Below are 22,263 nucleotides of genomic sequence, written 5' to 3' on the forward strand. Positions count from 1 at the left end.
CCACTGCCCTGCCTGCACGAGTCGGGTGACCACCTCGCGCAGCTGGGTGGCGGTCAGGCCGTCTGAGCACAGCACCGCGTCGGTGAGCTCGAAGAGCGCATCAGCCCGGGTGTAGAGGCTGGACACGAATGTGGGACAGGACGCCCAACGCGGCGTCAGCAGACTGTTCAGCGGTGAGACTCTTCACCAGCGGCCGTTCCTTCACGCGACGTTGCTCGACACCTCGAAGCGTGAAGAACGGCCGCCCTGTCTGTCCCCGGAACGAACCAAGATCAGCGGGTCAGGTGAACGGCCGAGGTTGAACACCAAGCTGAGGAGGCGCTGCCCAAGGTGTGCTGCGCGGGCTCCATCACCGTGCCCGCGGACGCCGAAGGGGCCGACCGACGCCAACACCTACCGGCCCATCCGCAGCCACAACGAAGGCGCCAACGGACGCTTCAAGAGCGGGAAACTCGACATCGGCAACCCCAAACACCGGCCCGCCCCCGGCCAGGTCACCCAGGCGCTCCTCCTCGCGGTCATGCTCACGGTCGCCAACCTGACCGTCCTGGAAACCTGGCTTCTGGAACGCGATGGCCCGGACGAACTCACCACCGCCGACTTCGACGCGAGCGGCCCTCTGCCACCATGCACGCCCACGACGTAAGGCACGTCGTGCCGACGGGACGCCCGCCGCCACCGCGCACCGCCTGACCGAGCTTTCGCGAAACAACACCACATCGCCGAAGCACGTCGATCACCACGATTGGCGTGCTTCCCCATGCCCGGAAAAAGGCGAGCGCACGATGCACGCCCGCCAGACCCCGGCGGCACCGGCACGCAGACCTCCCGACGAACCCGGAAACAGCTAGATCCCGCCTGATCGAGACGATCAAACGGGATCTCGTGAACCGTCTACGAGGTCACTCGTGAACGGCTCTGAAGTGGACCTGTGGGGATTTGAACCCCAGACCCCCTCGATGCGAACGAGGTGCGCTACCGGACTGCGCTACAGGCCCTCACAACGGAAGGAACCTTAGCATCCCCGGTCCCTGGCCAGGAAATCGGTTCCCGTCGTGGGCGAACGCCTGCGCTACTCGTTCGCGGCGCGGCGGCGGGGTGGGTCGGCGTACTGGTCGAAGAGCGGGGTTCGGTTGGTGGGGCGGCGGGGTGGGGGGCCGCTTCGGGGGTGGGGTCGGCCGGTGTGGGCTCCGGGTACGGCTGCTGGGGTTCCGCCGTGCTGGAGCGGGCCGAGCTCCACGTGTCCGGGGCGTCGAAGTCCAGGCCCCGGGTGGCGCGGGGGGCCACCGGGGCCGTGACGTACGTGGGCAGCGGCACCGGTACGGGGTCCCAGCCGGCGTCCGCCGGGCGGTCCCGCTCGCGTTGCTGGTCCACCCACTCCGCGTGGTCGGTCTGCTCCACCAGCGCCCTGCGGTCCGCCTCGTACGCCGCCGCCGGGGCGTCGAACGGGGCGGTCGCGGACGGGTCGTCCTCGGGGCCGGCCTCCGCGTCCCGGGGGTCCCCGTCGCCGCTGCCGGGCGCGTTCTCCTGCGGCCGGCGCGGCGCCGCTTCGCGGTCCTCGCGCAGCCTGCGGGCCGCCGCTTCGCCGCGGGCCTGGTCCGCGGTGAAGGTGCGGCGGCGGCGCTCCTGGGTGCGTACGCGGACCACGTACGCCGTGAGCAGCACCACCGGGAGCACGACCGCCCACAGGAAGCGCGGGCCGCCCACCGAGGCCGCCACGGCGCCCGCCGTCAGCGCCACGAACAGCAGCGTCAGCGTGCGCCTCCGGCGCGCGAGCACCCGCGCGCGCGCCCGGCGCTCGGGAGTGGGCAGGGACTGCGGGGTGCGGGCGGACGGCGCGGGGGGTTCTCCTCAGGGGCGCGGGGGTCCGCGGTCGCGCCTGCCTGTGCGTCCGTACGCCCCGCCGGAGCCGCCTCCGGCTCCTCCTCCGCCCTCGCCGTCACGCCCTGGCGCGCCACCGGCGCCGCCGGGGTCTCCTTGCGGCTACGGCGCGGGCGCGGGGCTACGGCGCGGGGGTCGGTCACGGGCACGGCAGCGGCCCGGACGTCCACCACGCCGCCTGCGGCGGGTGCGGCATCCGGGCTCTCGTCGTCGCCCCCGGCGTCCTCCCCGGAACCGGAAACGGGCCCCGGGACCAAGCCCGAGTCCGCGTCCGCGTCCGCACCGGAATCGGCGCCGTCCCGGTCCTGGCTACGGTCCGCCCCACCCCGTCCGGTCAGCAGCCGGATGGCGGTGCTGAAGCGTTCCGTCGGACGGGCTTCGTTCAGCTCGTCCTGCCTACGGAGCCACATCGGCACCAAGTAGGCGGCCCAGGCCCCGACGATCATTGCGTAGATGAGGCCGCTGCTGCTCACGCCTTACACGGTAGAGGCCGCGGCGACAGCGCATGGGCCAATTGGCTCGGTGTGTCGCACCATCTGGCTGATATCTCGACCTTTTCTTCTGACTTTTTACGCCCACACTATCGAATGTTTGTTTCATTTCTCCGAGTGACGCAGCCCGCGCCACCGGTTGACGAGCCCCTCCGGGACTTCCTCCGCGGTCAGCACGAACACCAGGTGGTCGCGCCAGGCCCCGTCGATGTGCAGGTAGCGCGGGCGCACGCCTTCCTCGCGAAAGCCCAGCTTTTCCACCACGCGACGGCTCGGCATGTTCTCGGGCCGGATACAGACCTCGATTCGGTGCAGCCCCACCGTCCGGAAACAGTGGTCCACGGCGAGGGCCACCGACGTCGGCATCACCCCGCGGCCCGCGTAATCGCGGTCGATCCAGTAACCGACGTGTCCGGAGCGCATCGAACCCCATGTGATACCCGCCACGGTCAACTGCCCGCACAGCGTGCCTTCGTATTCGATGACGAAGGGAAGCATCCTTCCGGCGCTCGCCTCGCTGCGCAGATGCCGGACCATCTGCCGGAACGTGGGGCGGCGGGTGTGCGGGGTGCCGGGGGGCGGGGGCGGGAGGGTGGCCTCCCAGGGGCGCAGCCAGTCGCGGTTGCGCTGGTTGATCTCCCGCCAGGCGCGCTGGTCGCGCACGCGGATGGGGCGGAGGGTCACGGGTCCCTCCGACAGCACCGCGGGCCAGGACGCGCTCAGTGGGCACCGCCGGGGTGTCTGTGACGGCCGTCGTCGGCGCGCGAGCCGTCCTCCGCGCGCGGGCCGTCCTCCGCACGCGAGCCGTCGTCGCCATGCGGGCCGTCCTCCGCACGCGCGTGGTCGCCGCCGTGCACCTGGTCGACCGCGTGCGGCAGCAGCCGCGCGAGCACCGCGAGCCCGTCGCGTACGCCCCCGGACGAGCCCGGGAGGTTCACGACGACCGTACGGTCCGCGACCCCGGCGAGCCCGCGGGAGAGCGCGGCGGTGGGCACCTTCGCGTACCCGTACGCCCTGATCGCCTCGGGTACGCCCGGCAGTTGGCGGTCGAGCACCCGGGCGGTCATCTCCGGGGTGCGGTCGGTCGGCGAGACGCCGGTGCCGCCGGTGGTGACGACCACGTCGTAGCCGGCGGCGACCGCCTCGCGCAGCGCCGCCTCCACCGGCTCGCCGTCCGGCACCACCAGCGGGCCGTCCGCGGCGAAGCCCATCTCCGTCAGGCCCGCGACGAGCAGCGGGCCGCCCGTGTCCGCGTACACCCCCGCGGCCGCCCGGTTGGACACCGTGACCGCCAGGGCCCTCACGACCGGCTCCAGTCGCCGGACTTGCCGCCGGTCTTCGTCTCCACCCGCACGTCCGTGATGACCGCCGCCTTGTCGACGGCCTTGACCATGTCGACCACGGTGAGCGCCGCCACCGACACCGCGGTCAGTGCCTCCATCTCGACGCCCGTACGGTCCGTGGTGCGCACGGTCGCCGCGATCTCCACGGCGTCGTCCGCGACGGCGAGGTCGACGGTGACGCCGGAGAGGGCCAGCGGGTGGCAGAGGGGGATCAGCTCCGGGGTGCGTTTGGCGCCCATGATGCCGGCGAGGCGGGCGGTGGCCAGGGCGTCGCCCTTGGGCAGCGTCTCGCCGGGCGCGGTGCCGCGGAGCAGGCCGACGACGCGCGGCGAGACCAGGACGCGTCCGGAGGCGCGGGCGGTCCGTGCCGTGACGTCCTTGGCGGAGACGTCGACCATGCGGGCGGCGCCCGTGTCGTCGAGGTGGGTCAGGCGGCTTGGCTGGCTCATGGCGTCAGGAGCTCCCGGGGTCAATTCGCGCGGAGCCACGTTACCTCCACGGCCCGCGGTCCGGCTCCGCGCGTTTCCCGGCTCCCGCCGCTCAGTCGAGGAGTACGACGTCCACGGGCGCCCCCGGCGTCACCTCCGTGGTCTCCTCCGGCACGACGACGAGCGCGTTGGCGCGGGCCAGCGCCGCGATGAGGTGGGACCCGGAGCCGCCGACGGGGGTGACCGCCCCGGGGCCGCCGGGGCCCGGGACACCGGAGTCCGTGCCGGCCGGGTCCGTGCCGCCGTCCGCCGGCTCGTGCTCGTACCAGCCGCGGAGGAACTGCCGGCGGCCCGCGGGCGAGGTCAGCGTCTCGCTGCCGGCCAGCCGGGCCCGTACCACCGGGCGCTGCACCGGCTCCACGCCCATCAGCCTGCGGATCACCGGCCGGACGAACATCTCGAAGGAGATGTACGCGCTCACCGGGTTCCCCGGGAGCGCGAAGAGCGGGGTGCGGTCGGCGCCGATGCGGCCGAAGCCCTGCGGCTTGCCCGGCTGCATCGCCAGCCGCCGGAACTCCACGCCGCCGCCCGCCTCGCCGTCCAGCTCGGCCAGCGCCTCCTTCACCACGTCGTACGCCCCGACGCTGACGCCACCGCTGGTGACCAGCGCGTCCGCGCGGATGAGCTGGTCCTCCACGGTGGCGCGGAGCGTCTCGGCGTCGTCGGCGACGGCGCCCACGCGGTAAGCGATGGCGCCCGCGTCGCGGGCGGCGGCGGTGAGCGCGTAGCTGTTGGAGTCGTGGATACGTCCCGGGGCGAGCTGCTCGCCCGGGGGCACCAACTCGCTGCCGGTGGAGAGCACGACGACCCGCGGGCGCGGGCGGACCCGCACCGTGCCGCGGCCGATGGCGGCGAGCAGCCCGATCTGCGCCGGGCCGAGCACGGTGCCGGCGCGCAGCACCAGGTCGCCGGCGAGGACGTCGCTGCCGCGTGTGCGCACGTACCGGCCGGTGCCGGCGGGCTCGTAGATCCGCACCGCGCCGCCGGCGCCCGCGGGCGACTCGCTGTGCGGGCGCATGGCGTCGACCCGGCCACGGCCCGTGCCGCCGTCGGTCCACTCCACCGGGACGACGGCCTGGGTGCCGGGCGGCAGCGGGGCGCCGGTCATGATGCGGGCGGCCTCGCCGGCGCCGACGTGCGGCAACTCGCCGCCGCCGCCCGCCGGTACGTCCCCGACGACGCGCAGGACGGCGGGGAACTCGTCGCTCGCGCCCTCGACGTCGACGGTGCGGACCGCGTACCCGTCCATGGAGCTGTTGTCGAACGGGGGCAGGGCGACGGCCGCGGTGACGTCCTCGACGAGGACGCAGCCCTGGGCGTCGAGCAACTGCATCTCCAGCGGCTCCAGCGGGCGGATCTGCCGCAGTATGTCGTCGATGTGCTCGTCGACGGACCACACCCCGGCGGGCCTGCGCCCCGGCCGGTCCTCCCCGGCCGCGTCACCGGTCGCCCGTGGAGCGCCGTCCTGCTCGTGCCCGGTCCCCGGCTCCCGCACCCCGGTCTCCGGCTCCTGCTCCCCCGCGTCCGTCGCCCCCTTCACCGCCTCGCTCAATCCGCCATCTCCTCAGCGACGTACTTCCGCAGCCACGCGCGCAGGTCGGCGCCGAGGTCCTCGCGCTCGCACGCGAGGCGGACGATCGCCCGGAGATAGTCGCCGCGGTCGCCCGTGTCGTACCGCCGGCCCTTGAACACCACGCCGTGCACCGGGCTGTCGAGCGCCTCGTCCGTCGCCAGCCGCTGCAGGGCGTCGGTGAGCTGGATCTCGTTCCCCCGGCCGGGCTCCGTCGTGCGCAGCACGTCGAAGACCGCCGGGTCGAGCACATAGCGGCCGATGACCGCGTAGTTACTGGGCGCGTCGGCGGCGGCCGGCTTCTCGATCAGGCCGGTGACGCGCACCACGTCGCTGTCCGCGGTGGTCTCCACGGCCGCGCAGCCGTAGAGGTGGATCTGCTCCGGGTCGACCTCCATGAGCGCGATGACGCTGCCGCCGTGGTCGGCCTGGGCGCGCACCATGCGGGCCAGCAGCGGGTCGCGCGGGTCGATCAGGTCGTCGCCGAGGAGGACGGCGAACGGCTGGTCGCCGACGTGCTCGGCGGCGCAGAGCACGGCGTGGCCCAGGCCGCGGGGGTCGCCCTGACGGACGTAGTGGATGTTCGCCAGGTCGTTGGACTCCGCGACCTTGGCCAGGCGCCCGTCGTCGCCCTTCCTGCGCAGGGCCTCTTCCAGCTCGTGGTTGCGGTCGAAGTGGTCTTCGAGCGGGCGCTTGTTCCGCCCGGTGATCATGAGGACGTCGGTGAGTCCGGCCGAGACGGCCTCCTCGACGACGTACTGGATCGCGGGCTTGTCCACGACGGGCAGCATCTCTTTCGGCGTCGCCTTGGTCGCCGGCAGGAAGCGGGTACCGAGGCCGGCGGCCGGGATGACAGCCTTGGTGATCCGAGTACGCGAAGAATCCATGTTCAGCACCATAAGGGTAGGTACGGACAAGTGGGCAGCGACCAGGCCAGAAAGGCGGCGTTGCGCCGCACCCTACTCGCGGCGCGGGCCGCCGTGCCGCCGGGTGAGGCCGAGGCCGCGGCGCGGCGGCTGGCCCGCCGGGCGCTGGAGCTGCCGGAGCTTGCGGGCGCGCGGACGGTCGCGGCGTACGTGTCGGTGGGGCGCGAACCGGGCACGCGCGAACTGCTGGAGGCACTGCGGGCGCGCGGGACGGCGGTGCTGCTGCCGGTGCTGCTGGCGGACGACGACCTGGACTGGGCGGAGTACGGCGGTCCCGGCGCGCTGCGGCCCGCCGGGCGCGGGCTGCTGGAGCCGGCCGGGCCGCGGCTGGGCACCGAGGCGGTGCGGGCGGCGGACGCGGTGCTGCTGCCGGGGCTGGCCGTCGACGGCCGGGGGCTGCGGCTGGGGCGCGGCGGCGGGTCGTACGACCGGGTGCTGGCGCGGCTGGCGGGGGGTGCCGGCGGCGGGGGTGCCGGAGGCGTGAGCCCCCGGCGTACGGGCGCGGAGACCGGCGCGCCCCCCGACGGTGCGCCGTCCGCCGCCGGGCCCGCCCTCGTCGTGCTCCTCTACGACGGCGAAGTCCTCGACCACGTACCGGCCGAGCCCCACGACCGCCCGGTGACCGCGGCCGTGACGCCCTCCGCGGTGCACCGCTTCCCGCCTCCGTAGCCGCCGGGGCACCGGCCCCGTACGCCTCACGGCGACAGCGTCATCGTGTCCTCAGCGGCCTCCTGCACCGCCTTGTCGGAGAACGCCCACTCGTACAGCTCGCCCTTCGCCCACGCCGTCGTCTGGTCCGTGTAGTTCGGGTGGAAGGCGTGCCCCGAGGCGCCGGAGAGGTTCACCCAGCCCGAGGCGTCGAGGTCCGCCAGGTCGACCACCATCCGCATCGACGGGACCCACTGCACGTCGTAGCCGCCCGCCGCGTTCCAGCCGGTGGCGTTCACGGCGGCCTCGCCGCCGCTGAGGTTCCACGGGCCGCGGTTGAGGAGCCACTGCACGACGCCGGGGCCCTCGGTGCCCAGCGTCTGGTTGCGGAGCATCAGCCGGTGCAGCCGGCCCCAGGACCAGGTGTCGATGTCCTTGCCCAGCTCGGCGGTGAGCTCCCAGCGGGCGTCGTTCATGGCGTGCTCGAACAGCTCGTCGCGGTTCTCGTCGAGGGGCTCGCCGTCGCTGCCGGTGGTCTTCCACCAGCGGTTGTCCTCGTCCTTGAGGATGCTCCGCACGACCTCGTACCACCGGTCGCCGCCGTCCGGCTGGGCGGCGTCCGCGTCGCGCTCGCCGCACTCGCGGACGGTGGCGGGCCCGTCGGGGTTCGCGGCCGGGTTGGCGGGGGGCACGTGCAGGCACTCGCCGTCCGGGCGCAGCTCCTTGGGCATCTTGTCGCCGAAGGAGAGCTTGAGGATGTTGCGCCAGACGGCGTTGAAGTACGCGGCCGCGGAGGAGTCGGTGTCCTGGCTGTAGTCCCAGTCCTTCAGCAGGTCCTGGGCCTCGCGCACCATCGGGTCGTCGATCTCGATCTCCAGCAGCAGCGGGGTGAGGAGTTCGGCGATCTCGCTGTGGTTGTCGAGCTGCATGGTGCGCATGTCGTCGGGGGAGATCTTCCCGCCGTCCTCGATCTTCTCCTCGATGAGGCCGGAGATGCGGTGGCTGCGGGCGCCGTAGCCGGGATCGGTGGTCAGAAGATACGGGTAGTCCTTCTCGTCGACGACGGCCTGGTTGGCGGTGACGATGTAGCCGCGGTCGGGGTTCAGCTCCCAGGGCAGCGCGTCGAAGGGGATGTAGCCGTCCCAGGAGTACGCCGGGTCCCAGCCGGGCGCGGGCAGGCTGCCGTCGCCGCTGCCGCGCTGCGGGATCCTGCCGGGTGCCTGGTAGCCGATGTTGCCGTCGGTGTCGGCGTAGACGAGGTTCTGGGAGGGGACCGCGAAGTCGCGGGCGGCCTGGCGGAACTCCTCGAAGTCCGCGGCCTTGTTGATGCCGAAGACGGCGTCCATGGTGCTGGACGGCTCCAGGGCGGTCCAGCGCAGCGAGACGGCGTAGCCGTCGCCGCGGTCGGGCGCGGAGTTGCCCACGGGGGCTTCCTTGCCCACCTCGGCCATGTCGTCGCTGCGGTCGGAGATCACGGGTCCGTTGCGCGTGGTGCGTACGGTGATGCGCTTGTCCTCGCCGCCCGCGACCTTGATCAGCTCCTCGCGGGTGCCGAACTCGCGCGTCTTCCCGTCGTACAGGTACCCGTCGTCCTCGACCTTCTCCAGATACAGGTCGGCGACGTCGGCACCGAGGTTGGTGAGCCCCCAGGAGATGTCGGCGTTGTGACCTATGACGACGCCGGGCATGCCGGAGAAGGAGAAGCCGCTGACCTCGTAGGGGCACTCGTCGCTGACCCGGGTGCACTGCAGGCCCATCTGGTACCAGACGGAGGGGAGCTGCGCCGAGAGGTGCGGGTCGTTGGCGAGGAGGGGTTTCTCCGTGGTGGTCAGGTCGCCGGAGACCACCCAGGAGTTGGAGCCGATGCCGCTTCCGCTGGGGCCGAGGAGGGCGGGGATGTCGTCCATGGTCTGCGCCAGCGAGCCCATCTGGCTCCTGAGGCCCTCGGAGGCGGTGCTGTACGTGTTCTCCACCCCCTGCGCCCCGCCGGCGCTCTGCGGCTCGTAGCCGTCGGTGGTGGCGGTGCCGCCCTCCACAATGGGCTTGTTGCGCTTGTACGGGTACGGCGGGTACAGGTCCGCGATCTCGCCCTCATCGAAGCGCTGGGAGAGCAGCGAGCGATCTATCTCGTCCTCGACGTTGGCCCGCAGGTCCCACGCCATCGCCTTCAGCCAGGCGACGGAGTCGACGGGGGTCCACTTCTCCGGCTCGTAGTCGTTGACGAACCCCAGGGCGGCGTACTCCACGGACAGGCTGGAGCCGCTGTGGTCCGCGAGGTAGGCGTTGACCCCGTCGGCGTAGGCCCGCAGGTACTTCTTGGTCTCCCCCGAGAGCTCTTCGTCGTACTCCTTCTGCGCCACCTGCCGCCAGCCCAGTGTGCGCAGGAACTCGTCCGTCTCGACCTGGTCCTTGCCGAACATCTCCGACAATCGGCCCGACGTCATGTGCCGGCGGACGTCCATCTCCCAGAAGCGGTCCTGCGCGTGCACGAAGCCCTGCGCGCGGAAGAGGTCCTCGGCGCTGTCCCCGTAGAGCGTCGGCACCCCGCGGGCGTCGCGCTTGACCGTGACCGGCGAGGCCAGGCCGGGGAGTTTGAGCGATCCGGTGGTCTGCGGGAAGGAGTCGCGCACCGTGCTGACGGTCCAGAACGCGGCGGCGCCGACGCCCAGCACCAGCAGGGTGGCGAGCCCGATCGCGACGAAGATGAGGCGGCGCCTCTTGCCTGCCGTGCGGCCGTTCTCGTTGACGGGCATGCCTGTCCTTCTGGAGCCAGCGGAGCACTTGCTGGAGCAACCTTAGGCGCCCGGTCAAGGGGCTCCGAACGGCCCCTGCGCTGTCCCCCGAAGCAGCAGGCGGGCGGTCGCTCCGGGTAAATTCTCCGTCAAGGCGGATCAGACGAGAGGGAGAAAGCTGTCAGTCGAAGAACTCAACAAGCTCGCGCTCGTCGCCGCGCTGGTGCTCCTGGTCGCGGTCGCGGCGGTCCGGCTCGCGTCCCGCAGCGGCCTGCCCAGCCTCCTGCTGTACATGGGCATCGGCGTCCTCGTCGGCGAGGACGGCCTGTTCGGCTACAACTTCGACGACGCCGAACTCACCCAGGTCTTCGGCTACGCGGCCCTCGCACTGATCCTCGCCGAGGGCGGCCTCGGCACGAAGTGGAGTGAGATCAAACCCGCCCTGCCCACGGCCGCCGTCCTCTCCACGGCGGGCGTCGCGGTGAGCGTCGGCGTGACGGCGACCGGCGCGCACTACCTGGTCGGCCTGGAGTGGAAGCAGGCGCTCATCATGGGCGCCGTCGTCTCCTCCACGGACGCCGCGGCGGTCTTCTCCGTGCTGCGCAGGGTGCCGCTGCCGAAGCGGATCACGGGCGTGATGGAGGCCGAGTCCGGGTTCAACGACGCGCCCGTGGTCATCCTCGTCGTCGCCTTCTCCACCTCCGGGCACCTGGAGTCCTGGTACGTCCTCCTCGGCGAGATCCTGCTGGAGCTGGCCATCGGGGCGGCGCTGGGGCTGGCGATCGGCTGGCTGGGCTCCATGGCGCTGCGGCACGTGGCGCTGCCGGCCTCCGGCCTGTATCCGATCGCCGTGATGGCGCTGGCCATCGTCGCGTACGCCGTGGGCGCCCTGGCGCACGGCAGCGGCTTCCTGGCGGTCTATCTGGCGGCGATGGTCCTGGGCAACGCGAAGCTGCCGCACTGGTCGGCCACCCGCGGCTTCGCCGACGGAGTGGGCTGGCTGGCGCAGATCGGGATGTTCGTGCTGCTCGGGCTGCTGGTCACGCCGCACGAGCTGGGCGACGACATCGTGCCCGCGGTGATCGTCGGGCTGGTGCTGACGATGGTGGCGCGGCCGGCGTCGGTGATCGTGAGCCTGCTGCCGTTCCGCATCCCGTGGCGGGAACAGGCGCTGATGTCGTGGGCGGGGCTGCGCGGCGCGGTGCCGATCGTGCTGGCGACGATCCCGATGGTGAACGAGGTCGCCGACTCGGGCCGCGTGTTCAACATCGTCTTCGTGCTGGTCATCGTCTACACGATGGTGCAGGGGCCGACGCTGCCGCTGGTGGCCCGGTGGCTGCGGCTCGGGGACGGCGACGAGGCGTACGACCTGGGCATCGAGTCGGCGCCGCTGGAGCGGGTGCGGGGGCACCTGCTGTCGCTGTCGGTGCCGGAGCGGTCGCGGATGCACGGGGTGGAGGTCGGCGAGCTGCGGCTGCCGCCGGGGGCGGCGGTGACGCTGGTGGTGCGGGACGGGACGAGCTTCGTGCCGGCGCCGACGGACATCCTGCGGCGGGGCGACGAGCTGCTGGTGGTGACGACCGACGAGGTACGGGACGCGGCTGAGCAGCGGCTGCGGGACGTCGGGCGGGGCGGCAAGCTGGCGCGGTGGCTGTCGGCGGACGAGCGGCGGGGGCGGTAGGGTCGGGGTGGAATTTCGTACGAACAGTTGTCTCTGTCTGATGCAGGGCCGGCGCGCCTGAGGGGTGCGCACAGCGGACGGCCCTCGGTGCGCGGCACTACCAGGCAGCAGGAAGGACCGGGCCGTGTCGCGCCCGTCTCAGCCTCCGCCTCCGGGATCCCCTTCTCCCTCGCGATCCCCTTCGTCTTCGGCATCCCCTTCGCCTTCGGGAACTCTCTCCGGTGCACCCGGCGAGCGGCCCGGTTACCGTCAGTTGTTGCGCACGCCCGGGGCGCGGAGCTTCGTGTTCCCCGGCTTCGCCGCGCGGCAGCCGTTCGCGATGCTGACCATGAGCATCGTGCTGCTCGTGGAGCACACCTCCGGCTCGTACACCCTGGCCGGCACGGTGGCCGCCGCGGCGGGTCTGTCCATGGCGTTCTGCGCCCCCGTCAGCGGCAAGCTCACCGATCGCTACGGGCAGCGCGCGGTACTGCTGCCGAGCGTGCTGCTGCACGCCGCCGCGGTGGCCCTGCTGAGCGTGCTCGCGCTGGCGGGTGCGCCGGGGTGGGCGCTGGTGGCCGCGGCGGTGCCGACGGGTGCGTCCATACCCCAGATCGGGCCGATGGTGCGGGCCCGCTGGTCACATCTCTTCGCCACCGGACCGGATGCGCGCACCCCGCTGCAGCACACGGCGACGGCGTTCGAGTCGGTGACGGACGAGTTCACGTTCGTCGTCGGGCCGGTGCTCGCCGCGGCCCTGTGCACGGGGGTGCATCCGGCCGCGGGTCTGGTGGCGGAGGGGGTGCTGACGCTGGCCGGCGGGCTGCTGTTCGCGGCGCAGCGGCGGACGGCGCCGCCCGTGGGGCGCGCGGATCGCACGGGCCTGTCGCGCGGACGGCGGGTCTCCGCGCTGCGGGCGCCCGCGCTGCCGGTGCTGGTCGCGGCGTTCTTCGGGGTCGGCGCGGTCTTCGGCGGCATGCAGGTGTCACTGACGGCCTTCAGCGAGTCGATCGGCCGCCCCGGGCTGAGCGGGGTCCTGTACGGGGTCTTCGCCGCCGGCAACATGCTCGCCGGGGTCGTCATCGGCATGGTCCGCTTGCGCGGCCCGGCGCAGCGGCGCCTCCTCGTCGCGTACCCGCTGCTGGTCGCCACCGCCTCGGGGCTGTGGGCGGTCGCGGGTCTCGAGTCGGCGGCGGCACTCGGCGGGCTCGGCCTCGCGGTGGGCGTGTGCATCGCGCCGGCGCTGATCACGGGCTTCACCCTGGCGGACGCGCTGGTGCCCAGGGAGGCGCGCACGGAGGCGTTCACGTGGCTGACGGGTGCCGTCGCGCTGGGGCAGGCCGCGGCGACGACGGCGGCCGGTCGGCTGGCGGACGGCCCGGGCGCGAGAGCCGGGTTCCTCGTACCGCTGGCGGCGACCGCGCTCGCATGCGCCACACTGCTTCTGCTCCGGCGGCGCCTGCGACCTGCGGACAGCCACGGAGCGATCACGGTCCGTGGCGGTGGGCGCCCCGTGCCGGCGCCGGTGGACTGACGGGCTGGAATGCTGCATGATGAAGCGTCGTTAGCACTCAACAGTTGAGAGTGCCAGGAGGAAGCACGTGCCGACCTACCAGTACCAGTGCACCGAGTGCGGCAAGGGCCTCGAAGCGGTGCAGAAGTTCACCGACGACGCGCTGACGGTGTGCCCCGCCTGCCAGGGGCGGTTGCGCAAGGTGTTCTCCGCGGTGGGCGTCGTCTTCAAGGGCTCCGGGTTCTACCGCACGGACAGCCGCAGCGGTTCCGGCTCGGGTTCCGGGGGATCGGGCTCCGGCGGCTCCGGGTCGGGGTCGGGCGAGAAGAAGAGTTCCGAGTCGTCGACCTCGTCCTCTTCGTCGTCGTCCTCGCCTTCCTCCTCCTCTTCGGGTTCGTCGTCTTCCTCGGCGTCCTCGTCTTCTTCCTCCTCGTCGTCCTCCAAGTCGTCCAGCGGGACGTCCGCGGCCTGAGCGCCGCCGGGCCCGGCCGCGCGGTTATCGTTGCGGCATGGCTGAGGCAGCGGCAGTACAGGCAGAGATCGGCGTCATCGGGGGCTCCGGCTTCTACTCGTTCCTCGACGACGTCACGGAGATCGCCGTCGAGACACCGTACGGGCCGGCCAGCGACTCGCTGTTCCTCGGCGAGATCGCGGGGCGGCGCGTCGCGTTCCTGCCCCGGCACGGCCGCAAGCACCACATCCCGCCGCACCGGATCAACTACCGCGCCAACCTGTGGGCCTTGCGCTCCCTGGGCGTACGGCAGGTGCTGGGGCCGTGTGCCGTGGGCGGGCTGCAGCCGGAGCACGGGCCGGGCACGCTGCTCGTGCCGGACCAGATGGTGGACCGTACGAAGTCGCGCGCGCAGACGTACTACGACGGCGAGCAACTGCCCGACGGCGCCACGCCGAACGTCGTGCACGTGAGCCTCGCCGACCCCTACTGCCCCACCGGGCGGGGAGCCGCGCTGAAGGCCGCGCACGAGAGCGGCTGGGAGGCGGTCGACGGAGGGACCCTGGTCGTCATCGAGGGGCCGCGCTTCTCCACGCGAGCGGAGTCGGTGTGGCACCGGGCACAGGGGTGGGCCGTGGTCGGGATGACCGGGCACCCGGAGGCGGTGCTGGCGCGTGAACTGGAGCTCTGCTACACGTCGATGACGCTGGTGACGGACCTGGACGCGGGCGCCGAGACGGGCGAGGGCGTCTCCCACGAGGAGGTGCTGGAGGTCTTCGCGGCGAACGTCGGGCGGCTGCGGGACGTGCTCTTCGACGCGGTGGGGCGGCTGCCGGCGACGGAGGACCGGAACTGCCTGTGCGCGGGTGCGCTGGCCGGGATGGACCCGGGGATCGAGCTGCCGTAGGGCGATTCGCCCGTGCCGTGGGGGCGGCTTCCCCCGGGCACGGGTGACGGAGTTATCCACAACTGGGGAGTTATCCACAGGCTGGAGCGGGGCGGGCGGGGATCGGGCAGAGTCGAGGGCGTTACGGAACGCGACCGACTCGTCACGAACAGGTGGTGACCGCCATGTCCGCCCTGGCCCGCACTCTTCCCGGCTCTTCTCTGGCTTCTTCTCCCGGCGCCGAGGCCGGCTTGCGGTACGGCGAGGTGAGGGCCGGAGGCAACGGCCCCGCGGGGGCGGTGATTTCACGCGAGGGCGGCGGGGGCGCGGCAGGACCGGGCCCGTCGCCGGGGGCGGGACCGGGCTCGCGGCCGACGGCGGGGCTGGGCTCAGCGCCGCCGGCGGGATCCTGCGCGTGGCCGCCGGCAGCACCGGGCTCGTTGCCGCGTGGGGCGCCGCCGCCGGGCGGGGTGCCGGACTTCGAGCCGCTGCGGCCGGCGCGCGGGGCCCGGCTGCGGCGGGCGCTGGCGAGCCGGCGGCGGCTGCTGGCCGCCCTGCTCGCGATGGCGGCGGCGGCCCTGGCCGCGGCGCCGCGCGGCGACACGGAAGACCCGCCGCCTGCCGCGGCACCGGACGGCGCGGAGCGGGAGGCTTCCGGGGAGGCCACGGGACCGGCGGGCGAGACGCGTGACGAAGGCGAGGGCAGCGGCGGCGAGGTGCTGGCCCCGGTGCGGATCGCGGACGCGGGGGTGGCCGGGCTCCTGAAGCCGGGCGACGTGGTGGACGTGCTGGCCGTGGATGCCGACGACGGGGGCCCGGCGCGGGTCGTGGCGCGAGCGGCACGGGTGGCCGAGGTCCCGGGGACGGCGGGGGCACCGGATGCGGAGCAGGGGGCGGACGCGCCGGGGGCCGCGGAGACGGCGGGAGCGATGGGCTCGCCGGAGTCGATAGAGGAGCCGGACGGGTCGGAAGAGGCGCCGGACGCGTCGGACTTGGCGAAGATCCCGGAGGTGGAGTTGCCGTCCGGCGCAGCGGGGCTGACGGGGTGGGACGACGGGACGCTGGTCGTGCTGTCCGTGCCGCGGTCCACGGCTGCGGCACTGGCCGGTGCGGCGGCCGGCGAGCGGCTGGCGGTGACCCTGCGATGACGACACTTGCGCGGATGGTCACCGGCATGAGTGGGAGGATTGGACAATCCTTCCGTATCTCTGCCATACCTTGCTGGGTCGGCCGACCCGTCGAGAGTGAAGCGAGGAAGGGCATTGAGCACGCAGGACGCCGGGAGCAGCTCGGAGAGTCAGGGCGTCATCGCCGGGTTCAAGCAGTTCCTGATGCGCGGGAACGTGATGGAACTCGCGGTCGCCGTCGTCGTCGGCGCGGCGTTCACGAGCATCGTGAACGCGGTGGTCAAGGGCGTCATCAACCCCATCGTCGGTGTCTTCGGCTCGAAGAACCTCGACAAGTACCACTCGTGCTTCAGCGATGTCTGCACGACGAGCCCGGAGGGCGAGGTCACCAAGGGCATCGCGATCCTGTGGGGCCCGGTGCTGAGCGCGACGCTGACGTTCGTCATGACGGCCGCCGTCGTGTACTTCGCGATGATCCTGCCGATGAACAAGCTCAGGGAGCGGCAGGCGGCGAAGGCGCCGGTGGCGGAGACCCCCGCGGAGGCCACGGAGATCGAACTGCTGACGCAGATCCGCGACGAGCTGGTGGCCCAGCGGAACGGCGCGACGCCGCACCGCGAAGGCGGCACGCTGCCGACGCAGAGGTAGCGCGGCGGGCGGCCGCCCGGAAGCGGCGGGGCCGTCGTCGCCGAGGCGGCCCCGTGCGGGGTCAGAGGTGGTGCGGCGGCTTCTCGTCGAGGAAGCGGGCCAGATCGGCGGCGCTCCCCTCGGCGGCGGGCCGCTCGCCCCAGCCCTCGTCGGTGTCGTCCGGGCTCTGCTGCGCCAGCGGATCGTCGAAGACGAGCGGGTTCTCGGGCTCGGTGCTCATAGCCCCCAGGGTACGGGGCCGCCCCGGTCGGCGGCCGGGGCGGCGCCGGAGCGGAGCGGGGCGGCACGTCCGGCGACCCGGCGCGCACGCGGGACGGGCGGTACGCACGCGGGCGTAGACAGGCACCGTGGTCGGTGCGCGGGCGCAGGCGCGCGCTGTGCCCATGCGCGGGCCCGGGGCTTTGCCGCCGGGGCCCGTGAGGTCGGCGGTTAAAGTGCGTGGATGGGCGTGGACGGAATCACGGATGTGGCGGGGGTGCGGGTCGGGCACGCGTCGCGGGTCGGTGACGGGTGGCTGACCGGGACGACGGTGGTGCTCGCGCCGGAGGGCGGCGCCGTCGCCTCCGTGGACGTACGCGGGGGCGGGCCCGGCACCCGGGAGACCGATGCTCTCGACCCGCGCAACATCGTGCCGCGGGTGGAGGCGGTGGTGCTGACGGGCGGCAGCGCGTACGGGCTGGCTGCCGCCTCCGGCGTGATGGCCTGGCTGGAGGAGCAGGGCCGCGGCTTCCGGGTGGGGCCGGACCCGGCGCAGGTGGTCCCGGTGGTCCCGGCGGCGGCCCTCTTCGACCTGGGCCGCGGCGGCGACTTCCGGGCCCGCCCCGACGCCGCCATGGGCCGGGAGGCCGCCGCCGCGGCTGCGGCCTCCGCGTCCGGCGCCCCGGTCGCGCAGGGCAACGTCGGCGCGGGCACGGGGGCGGTGTGCGGGGCGATGAAGGGCGGTGTCGGCACGGCGAGCACGGTGCTGCCCTCCGGCACCACGGTCGCCGCGCTGGCGGTCGTCAACGCCGCCGGCTCGGGCCTCGACCCGGCCACGGGCGCGCTCTACGCGGAACTGCCCGGCGCGGCAGCGGGCGGACCCGCGACGCCCGGCGAAGCAAGGGGTGGGGATGGGGGGCGGGGGGTCCCCCCCGGGGCTTCTTCCGGGGGTTTCTCCAGCGGCGCCGCGGGCGGACTGCCCGGCGCGGAGGTGCACGCCGCCGCGTTGCGGCGGTTGGAGGCGGCGCGGGAGGAGACCGCGCGGCGGTTCGCCGCGTCGGCCCGGCCGCCGCTGAACACGACGCTGGCGGTCGTCGCCACGGACGCCGCGCTCGGCAAGGCGCAGGCGCAGAAGCTGGCCGGCTCCGCGCACGACGGTCTGGCCCGTGCCGTACGACCCGCGCACCTGCTCTCCGACGGCGACACGGTGTTCGCCCTGGCCACCGGCGCCCGGCCGCTGCTGTCCCCGGACACCGCCACCCCCGACCCGGCATTCGCGGTCCACCAGGAAGCCGGTGCCCTCAACGAGGTCTTCGCGGCCAGCGCGGACACCCTCACCCGGGCGATGGCCAAGGCACTCCGCACCGCGGAATCCATCGACGGCCCAGGCGGTACCTTCCCGTCCTACACCGACCTCTACACCCCCGCCTGACAACGGCCGCGCTCACCCGTCCGATCCGCCGCCCGTCGGGGTTGCCGGTACGGCGGCGCCGCCGGCCGACGTCGGCGAGCCCGGTCGACCGGGCCGGGCCGCTTCGCACTCCGCGACCCGTACCACCGGGTGTCACCTTTCCCGGGCAGGAGCGTTGGGACGGACGAGACCACCACTCTCGCGTCCCGGTAGCCCACCATCGGAGGAGGTCTGCGGCCCATGAGCGTACAGACGAGTGCGCTGTCCACCGCCGTGGTGGTGTGCATCGCGGCGAACACGTTCATCGCCGTCGCCGACTTCGCCAAGGCGGGGTTCGTCATGAAGAACTCCGCCGCCGTGCACACTCCCGCCGCCGCCCTGCCCTACCTCGGGGCGCTGAAGCTGGCCGGTGCGGCCGGGCTCGTCGTCGGGCTGGCGGCGGTGCCGTGGCTCGGGGTCGCGGCCGGGGTGGGCCTGACCCTCTTCTTCGTCGGCGCCGTCGCCGCGCACGTCAGGGCACGGGTCTTCCACAACATCGCGTTCCCCGGGGTGTATCTGCTCCTCGCCCTGGCCTCCGCCGCCCACATGACCGACGCCGCGCTCGGCGCGTGATCCCGCCTCCCCACCGGCATGGGGAAGCCCCCGATGCCGGGGGGAGACATCGGGGGCTGCTCGGGGGTGCGCCGTCAGGCGCGCGGTCAGGCCGCGGACTCGAAGCCCGTGTCGCGGGCGAGCTTCTTCAGCTCGACCAGCGCGTGCTTCTCGATCTGCCGGATCCGCTCGCGGGTCAGGCCGTGCTGCTTGCCGACCTCGGTGAGCGTGCGCTCGCGGCCGTCCTCGATGCCGTAGCGCGCCTTGATGATCGACGCGGTGCGCGGCTCCAAGCGGCCGATGAGGCCCTCCAGTTCCTCGCGGCGCATCATCACCAGCACGGAGTCCTCCGGCGAGTCCGCGCCGGTGTCCTCCAGCAGGTCGCCGAACTGGGTCTCGCCCTCGTCGTCGACCGACATGTTGAGGCTGACCGGGTCGCGGGCCCAGTCCAGGACGTCCGTCACGCGCTCGGGCGTCGAGCCCAGCTCGGCGGCGACCTCGGCGGGCTCCGGCTCACGGCCGTGCTCGCGGTTGAACTCGCGCTGTACGCGCCGGATACGGCCCAGTTCCTCGACGAGGTGGACGGGGAGCCGGATCGTCCGGGACTGGTCGGCGATGGAGCGGGTGATGGCCTGGCGGATCCACCACGTGGCGTACGTGGAGAACTTGAAGCCCTTCTTGTAGTCGAACTTCTCGACGGCGCGCACCAGGCCGGCGTTCCCCTCCTGGATCAGGTCGAGGAGCGGCAGCCCGCTGCGCGGGTAGCGCCGGGCGACGGCGACGACCAGGCGGAGGTTCGAGCGGATGAAGAGGTCCTTCGCACGCTCGCCCTGGGCCACGATCGCTTCGAGTTCCTCCCGGTTCGCCGACGCGCTCGGCGCGTCCACCGCCTCGGGCTTCGCCTCGCCGGCGAGCAGCTTCCCGGCGTAGACGCCGGCCTCGATGTCCAGGGAGAGCTCGACTTCCTTCGCGGCGTCGAGCAGCGGCGTGCGCGCGATCTCGTCGAGGTACATCCCGACGAGGTCGCGGTCGGCGATCTCGCCGCTCTTGGCGCGAGCGCCGCGAGCGCTGCTTGCCCCGCCGGCCGGGGTCTCGGCCTGGCGGCGGGCGACGGCACGGGTTGCCATGCGTGCTCCCTTGCGAGTGAGTTCCTAACCGGTGGTCGACACCTACCGGGTGTCCGTTTCACCCTGTCCAACGCAGAGAATCAGGACAGAATTCCCTTCGGGTGCCCCGATTTTCGTGATCTTGCAGTATCCTGCCCCGCCTCAAGGCAGGCTCAGGCCGCCGTACGGTGCGCGGTTACGGGCCGGAGAGGAGCCTGGTCAGACCGGGCGGCCGGCGCCCGTCGCCGGCCCGGACCGGTGCCGGCCGCCGCCGGCCCGTGAGATGCCCGTCACATCCGGCATCGTGGCCTCCCCCCAGGGGGCAGCGCCGCTCTGCGCCGCCCTCCCCCTGTGAAGACGGCGCGCGGGGCCGTCCGGTTGCTCCCGCGGCCGGAAAGTGCGGGTGGGCGCCTGGACCTGTAGACCTACGGGGACCTAGGGCCCGCGGCCGTTACGGACCGGCGGCGGCGCACGTAGCGTCGCCGGCATGGAGAAGAGCCGTGAGGACGCGCGTACGGAGACCGGCCGCACCCGGGACGACAGCCGCATCCGGGACGACAGCGGAGTGCTCGACGAGGCCCTGGAGCGGCTGCACGCCGCGGGGCCCGAGCGGCAGGGCTGGCTGACGAACCACGGCCCGATGGCCGTCGAGGCCCTGGTGCACGGCGACCGGGCGGCGACCGTGCACCGCTGGCTGGACCGCTACCGGGACAAGCTGGAGGACATGCCGCCGCAGGCCCGGCCCATCGACCCCGCCGCCTGGCACGAGGCGCTCGGCGATCCGGCCCGGCTCGGGGACTGGCCCGCGTACTTCGCCCGGGAACTGGCCGCCCGGCCGTGGCGCGAGGTGCTGGCGGAGTGGTGGCCGCGGCTGCTGCCCGGGCTGGCCGGCGCCGCGACGCACACCGTGATCCGCGCGGGCCATGCCGTACGGACCCTCCAGGACACCGAGGCCGCGGGCCACGCCCCCACCGCCCCCCGCGTCACCGAACTGGCGCACGCCCTGGGCTACTGGGCCGCCCGCTACGCCCGCCTACCCAGCGCCCCCGTCCCGGCCGGCACCGCGGGCCCGGACGCCGCGCTGGCCGCCGTGCCCGCCGTGCCCGCGCAGGCCGGCGGCATCCGCGAGCGACTGGCGCAGCTCACCGCGGAGGCGACGCCCGGCTGGCCGGCGGCGGTGAGCGCGCTGACCCCGGCGCGTACCCCCGAGGAGGCCCGCGAGGCGCTGGCCTCGCTGGTACGGGCCGCGGTCCACCGCTATGCGGCGTACGGCCACGGCGAGCCGGTGATGCTGGTGCACGCCGCGACCGCCCCGAACGCGGTGCTCCGCGCCCTGCCCGCGCTCCCCCGCGGCCTGTGGGTCCCGAGCTACGCGGCGGCCTGGGCGGCGAGCGCCGCCGTCACCGCGGCGTACGGACCGGCCGCCCCGCTGCCGCCGGAGCGCATCCCGGCGCCGCCGGCCGGCGACGCGGCCGCCGCGGCCGACGAGTTGCTGACCCGGGCGGCGGCGCACGGGGACGAGCACACGATCAAGTTCGTCGACACCGCGCTGGACGTCGGCGACGACACCGCGCGGGTGGCCGCGCTGCAGTCCGTCGCGCTCATCGACCCGGCGTTCTGAGCGAACCGCACGGGAGCATCCGGCCGAGCGCGGGTATGGTTGAAGTCTAAACTTCAGGGGACCGGAAGGCGGCGACCCACCCATGCCCACCATGCCCGCGCTCTATCTCTCCCACGGCGCCCCGCCGCTCGCGGACGATCCCGTCTGGCCCGCCGAGCTGGCCGCCTGGGCCGCGGACCTGCCCCGTCCGCGCGCCGTCCTCGTGGTCTCCGCGCACTGGGAAGAGGCCCCCGCCGCCCTCGGCGCCACCACCACGGTCCCGCTGGTCTACGACTTCTGGGGCTTCCCCGAGCACTACTACCGCGTCCGCTACCCCGCCCCCGGCGCCCCGGAGCTGGCCGAGTCCGTACGCAAACTGCTGCGCACCCCCGGCGAGAGCGTGCAGGACTTCCCCGACCGCGGACTCGACCACGGCGCGTACGTGCCGCTGGTGGAGATGTATCCGGACGCCGACATCCCGGTGCTCCAGCTCTCCATGCCGACCCTCGATCCGGAGCGGCTGCTCGCGCTCGGCCGCCGGCTCGCGCCGCTGCGCGCGGAGGGCGTGCTCATCGTCGGCAGCGGCTTCTTCACCCACAACCTCGCCGCCCTGCGGCACACCGGCGACGGGCCGCCCGCGTGGTCCGCGGAGTTCGACGCCTGGGGCCGCGAGGCGCTGGCTGCGCAGGACGTGGACGGGCTGCTGGACTTCGTGCGCAAGTCCCCCGCCGGGCGGCTGGCCCATCCCCGTACCGAGCACTTCGCCCCGCTCTTCGTCACCCTCGGCGCCGCCGAGGACGACCTGCCGAGCCAGCGCAGCGTCATCGACGGCTTCTGGATGGGACTGGCCAAGCGCTCCCTCCAACTGGGCTGAGCACGAGCGGCAGCGGAGAGCGGAACCAGGCATGGTGAAGGCCCCTTCCCGTCCCCCCGAGGAACGGAAAGGGGCCCTCACCCGGCCCTGAACTCTCCTTCGAGTCAGTGCACCGGCGC

The 22,263-nt window shown here is 73.6% G+C and carries 20 protein-coding genes, 1 tRNA gene and 1 pseudogene; 12 read left to right on the plus strand and 10 right to left on the minus strand.

Annotated elements, in window-relative coordinates:
• Positions 1 to 298: 298 nt before the first annotated feature.
• A complete protein-coding gene (locus tag DMB38_RS12345) occupies positions 299 to 646 on the plus strand; it encodes a hypothetical protein (RefSeq protein ID WP_240662151.1) in 348 nt (115 codons plus the stop codon).
• A 278-nt stretch (positions 647 to 924) separates the two neighbouring features.
• Here DMB38_RS12345 and DMB38_RS12350 read toward each other — a convergent pair.
• The 7 genes and pseudogenes from DMB38_RS12350 to galU all read right to left on the minus strand — a co-directional run bounded on the left by DMB38_RS12350 (position 925) and on the right by galU (position 6,660).
• A tRNA-Ala gene (locus DMB38_RS12350) sits at positions 925 to 998 on the minus strand.
• 74 nt (positions 999 to 1,072) lie between these two features.
• Positions 1,073 to 2,327: pseudogene (gene glpR, locus DMB38_RS12355) on the minus strand (gephyrin-like molybdotransferase receptor GlpR).
• Positions 2,328 to 2,477: 150 nt separating this feature from the next.
• Positions 2,478 to 3,056, minus strand: coding sequence for a GNAT family protein (locus tag DMB38_RS12360; RefSeq protein WP_125935218.1), 579 nt, complete (start codon positions 3,054 to 3,056; stop codon positions 2,478 to 2,480).
• Between the two features lie 35 nt (positions 3,057 to 3,091).
• Positions 3,092 to 3,676: a MogA/MoaB family molybdenum cofactor biosynthesis protein gene (locus tag DMB38_RS12365; RefSeq protein WP_125935219.1), complete on the minus strand. Its 585-nt coding sequence runs from the start codon at positions 3,674 to 3,676 to the stop codon at positions 3,092 to 3,094.
• On the minus strand, positions 3,673 to 4,164 hold the full coding sequence (gene moaC, locus DMB38_RS12370) for a cyclic pyranopterin monophosphate synthase MoaC (RefSeq protein WP_125935220.1): 492 nt from the start codon (positions 4,162 to 4,164) through the stop codon (positions 3,673 to 3,675). Before moaC ends, DMB38_RS12365 begins: the two co-directional genes overlap by 4 nt.
• Before the next feature lie 91 nt (positions 4,165 to 4,255).
• On the minus strand, positions 4,256 to 5,602 hold the full coding sequence (gene glp, locus DMB38_RS12375) for a gephyrin-like molybdotransferase Glp (protein WP_164716195.1): 1,347 nt from the start codon (positions 5,600 to 5,602) through the stop codon (positions 4,256 to 4,258).
• Positions 5,603 to 5,751: 149 nt separating this feature from the next.
• Positions 5,752 to 6,660 carry a UTP--glucose-1-phosphate uridylyltransferase GalU gene (galU, locus tag DMB38_RS12380; protein ID WP_164715964.1) on the minus strand — a complete coding sequence of 303 codons (909 nt, stop codon included), beginning with the start codon at positions 6,658 to 6,660 and terminating at the stop codon, positions 5,752 to 5,754.
• A 30-nt stretch (positions 6,661 to 6,690) separates the two neighbouring features.
• On the opposite strand from galU, the gene DMB38_RS12385 reads away from it, so the two are divergent.
• Complete coding sequence (locus DMB38_RS12385) at positions 6,691 to 7,368, plus strand: 5-formyltetrahydrofolate cyclo-ligase (RefSeq protein WP_125935223.1); 678 nt, start codon at positions 6,691 to 6,693, stop codon at positions 7,366 to 7,368.
• A gap of 26 nt (positions 7,369 to 7,394) precedes the next feature.
• On the opposite strand, the gene DMB38_RS12390 is transcribed toward DMB38_RS12385, so the two are convergent.
• Entirely contained in the window at positions 7,395 to 10,100 is a 2,706-nt protein-coding gene (locus DMB38_RS12390; protein WP_125935224.1) for a penicillin acylase family protein, read from the minus strand.
• A 202-nt stretch (positions 10,101 to 10,302) separates the two neighbouring features.
• Here DMB38_RS12390 and DMB38_RS12395 point away from each other — a divergent pair, with 202 nt between their 5' ends.
• From DMB38_RS12395 to mscL, 6 genes are all read left to right on the plus strand, one after another.
• Positions 10,303 to 11,760: a potassium/proton antiporter gene (locus DMB38_RS12395; RefSeq protein WP_346429505.1), complete on the plus strand. Its 1,458-nt coding sequence runs from the start codon at positions 10,303 to 10,305 to the stop codon at positions 11,758 to 11,760.
• A gap of 253 nt (positions 11,761 to 12,013) precedes the next feature.
• Positions 12,014 to 13,273, plus strand: coding sequence for an MFS transporter (locus tag DMB38_RS12400; RefSeq protein WP_125935226.1), 1,260 nt, complete (start codon positions 12,014 to 12,016; stop codon positions 13,271 to 13,273).
• Between the two features lie 67 nt (positions 13,274 to 13,340).
• Complete coding sequence (locus tag DMB38_RS12405; protein ID WP_125935227.1) at positions 13,341 to 13,724, plus strand: FmdB family zinc ribbon protein; 384 nt, start codon at positions 13,341 to 13,343, stop codon at positions 13,722 to 13,724.
• A gap of 37 nt (positions 13,725 to 13,761) precedes the next feature.
• Entirely contained in the window at positions 13,762 to 14,610 is an 849-nt protein-coding gene (locus tag DMB38_RS12410) for an S-methyl-5'-thioadenosine phosphorylase (RefSeq protein WP_125935228.1), read from the plus strand.
• Positions 14,611 to 15,059: 449 nt separating this feature from the next.
• Positions 15,060 to 15,737: a hypothetical protein gene (locus DMB38_RS12415; RefSeq protein ID WP_125935229.1), complete on the plus strand. Its 678-nt coding sequence runs from the start codon at positions 15,060 to 15,062 to the stop codon at positions 15,735 to 15,737.
• A 114-nt stretch (positions 15,738 to 15,851) separates the two neighbouring features.
• The gene (gene mscL / locus DMB38_RS12420) at positions 15,852 to 16,364 is read left to right on the plus strand and encodes a large conductance mechanosensitive channel protein MscL (RefSeq protein ID WP_125935230.1); all 513 of its coding nucleotides are present in this window, start codon (positions 15,852 to 15,854) and stop codon (positions 16,362 to 16,364) included.
• 61 nt (positions 16,365 to 16,425) lie between these two features.
• On the opposite strand, the gene DMB38_RS36075 is transcribed toward mscL, so the two are convergent.
• Positions 16,426 to 16,584 carry a hypothetical protein gene (locus DMB38_RS36075; protein ID WP_164715965.1) on the minus strand — a complete coding sequence of 53 codons (159 nt, stop codon included), beginning with the start codon at positions 16,582 to 16,584 and terminating at the stop codon, positions 16,426 to 16,428.
• A gap of 222 nt (positions 16,585 to 16,806) precedes the next feature.
• On the opposite strand from DMB38_RS36075, the gene DMB38_RS12425 reads away from it, so the two are divergent.
• Positions 16,807 to 17,994 (plus strand): P1 family peptidase, encoded by a 1,188-nt coding sequence (locus tag DMB38_RS12425; protein ID WP_125935231.1) that lies wholly within the window; start codon positions 16,807 to 16,809, stop codon positions 17,992 to 17,994.
• A 219-nt stretch (positions 17,995 to 18,213) separates the two neighbouring features.
• Positions 18,214 to 18,585, plus strand: coding sequence for a DoxX family protein (locus DMB38_RS12430; protein WP_125935232.1), 372 nt, complete (start codon positions 18,214 to 18,216; stop codon positions 18,583 to 18,585).
• A gap of 86 nt (positions 18,586 to 18,671) precedes the next feature.
• Here the strand turns inward: DMB38_RS12430 and DMB38_RS12435 are convergent, their stop codons facing one another.
• The gene (locus DMB38_RS12435; protein ID WP_125935233.1) at positions 18,672 to 19,691 is read right to left on the minus strand and encodes a sigma-70 family RNA polymerase sigma factor; all 1,020 of its coding nucleotides are present in this window, start codon (positions 19,689 to 19,691) and stop codon (positions 18,672 to 18,674) included.
• Positions 19,692 to 20,157: 466 nt separating this feature from the next.
• Between DMB38_RS12435 and DMB38_RS12440 the strand changes: the two genes are divergently transcribed.
• Positions 20,158 to 21,291 carry a questin oxidase family protein gene (locus tag DMB38_RS12440; protein ID WP_125935234.1) on the plus strand — a complete coding sequence of 378 codons (1,134 nt, stop codon included), beginning with the start codon at positions 20,158 to 20,160 and terminating at the stop codon, positions 21,289 to 21,291.
• Positions 21,292 to 21,373: 82 nt separating this feature from the next.
• The gene (locus DMB38_RS12445) at positions 21,374 to 22,144 is read left to right on the plus strand and encodes a class III extradiol ring-cleavage dioxygenase (RefSeq protein ID WP_125935235.1); all 771 of its coding nucleotides are present in this window, start codon (positions 21,374 to 21,376) and stop codon (positions 22,142 to 22,144) included.
• Positions 22,145 to 22,263 lie beyond the last annotated feature (119 nt).

The organism is Streptomyces sp. WAC 06738 (assembly GCF_003945505.1).
GTDB lineage: Bacteria > Actinomycetota > Actinomycetes > Streptomycetales > Streptomycetaceae > Streptomyces.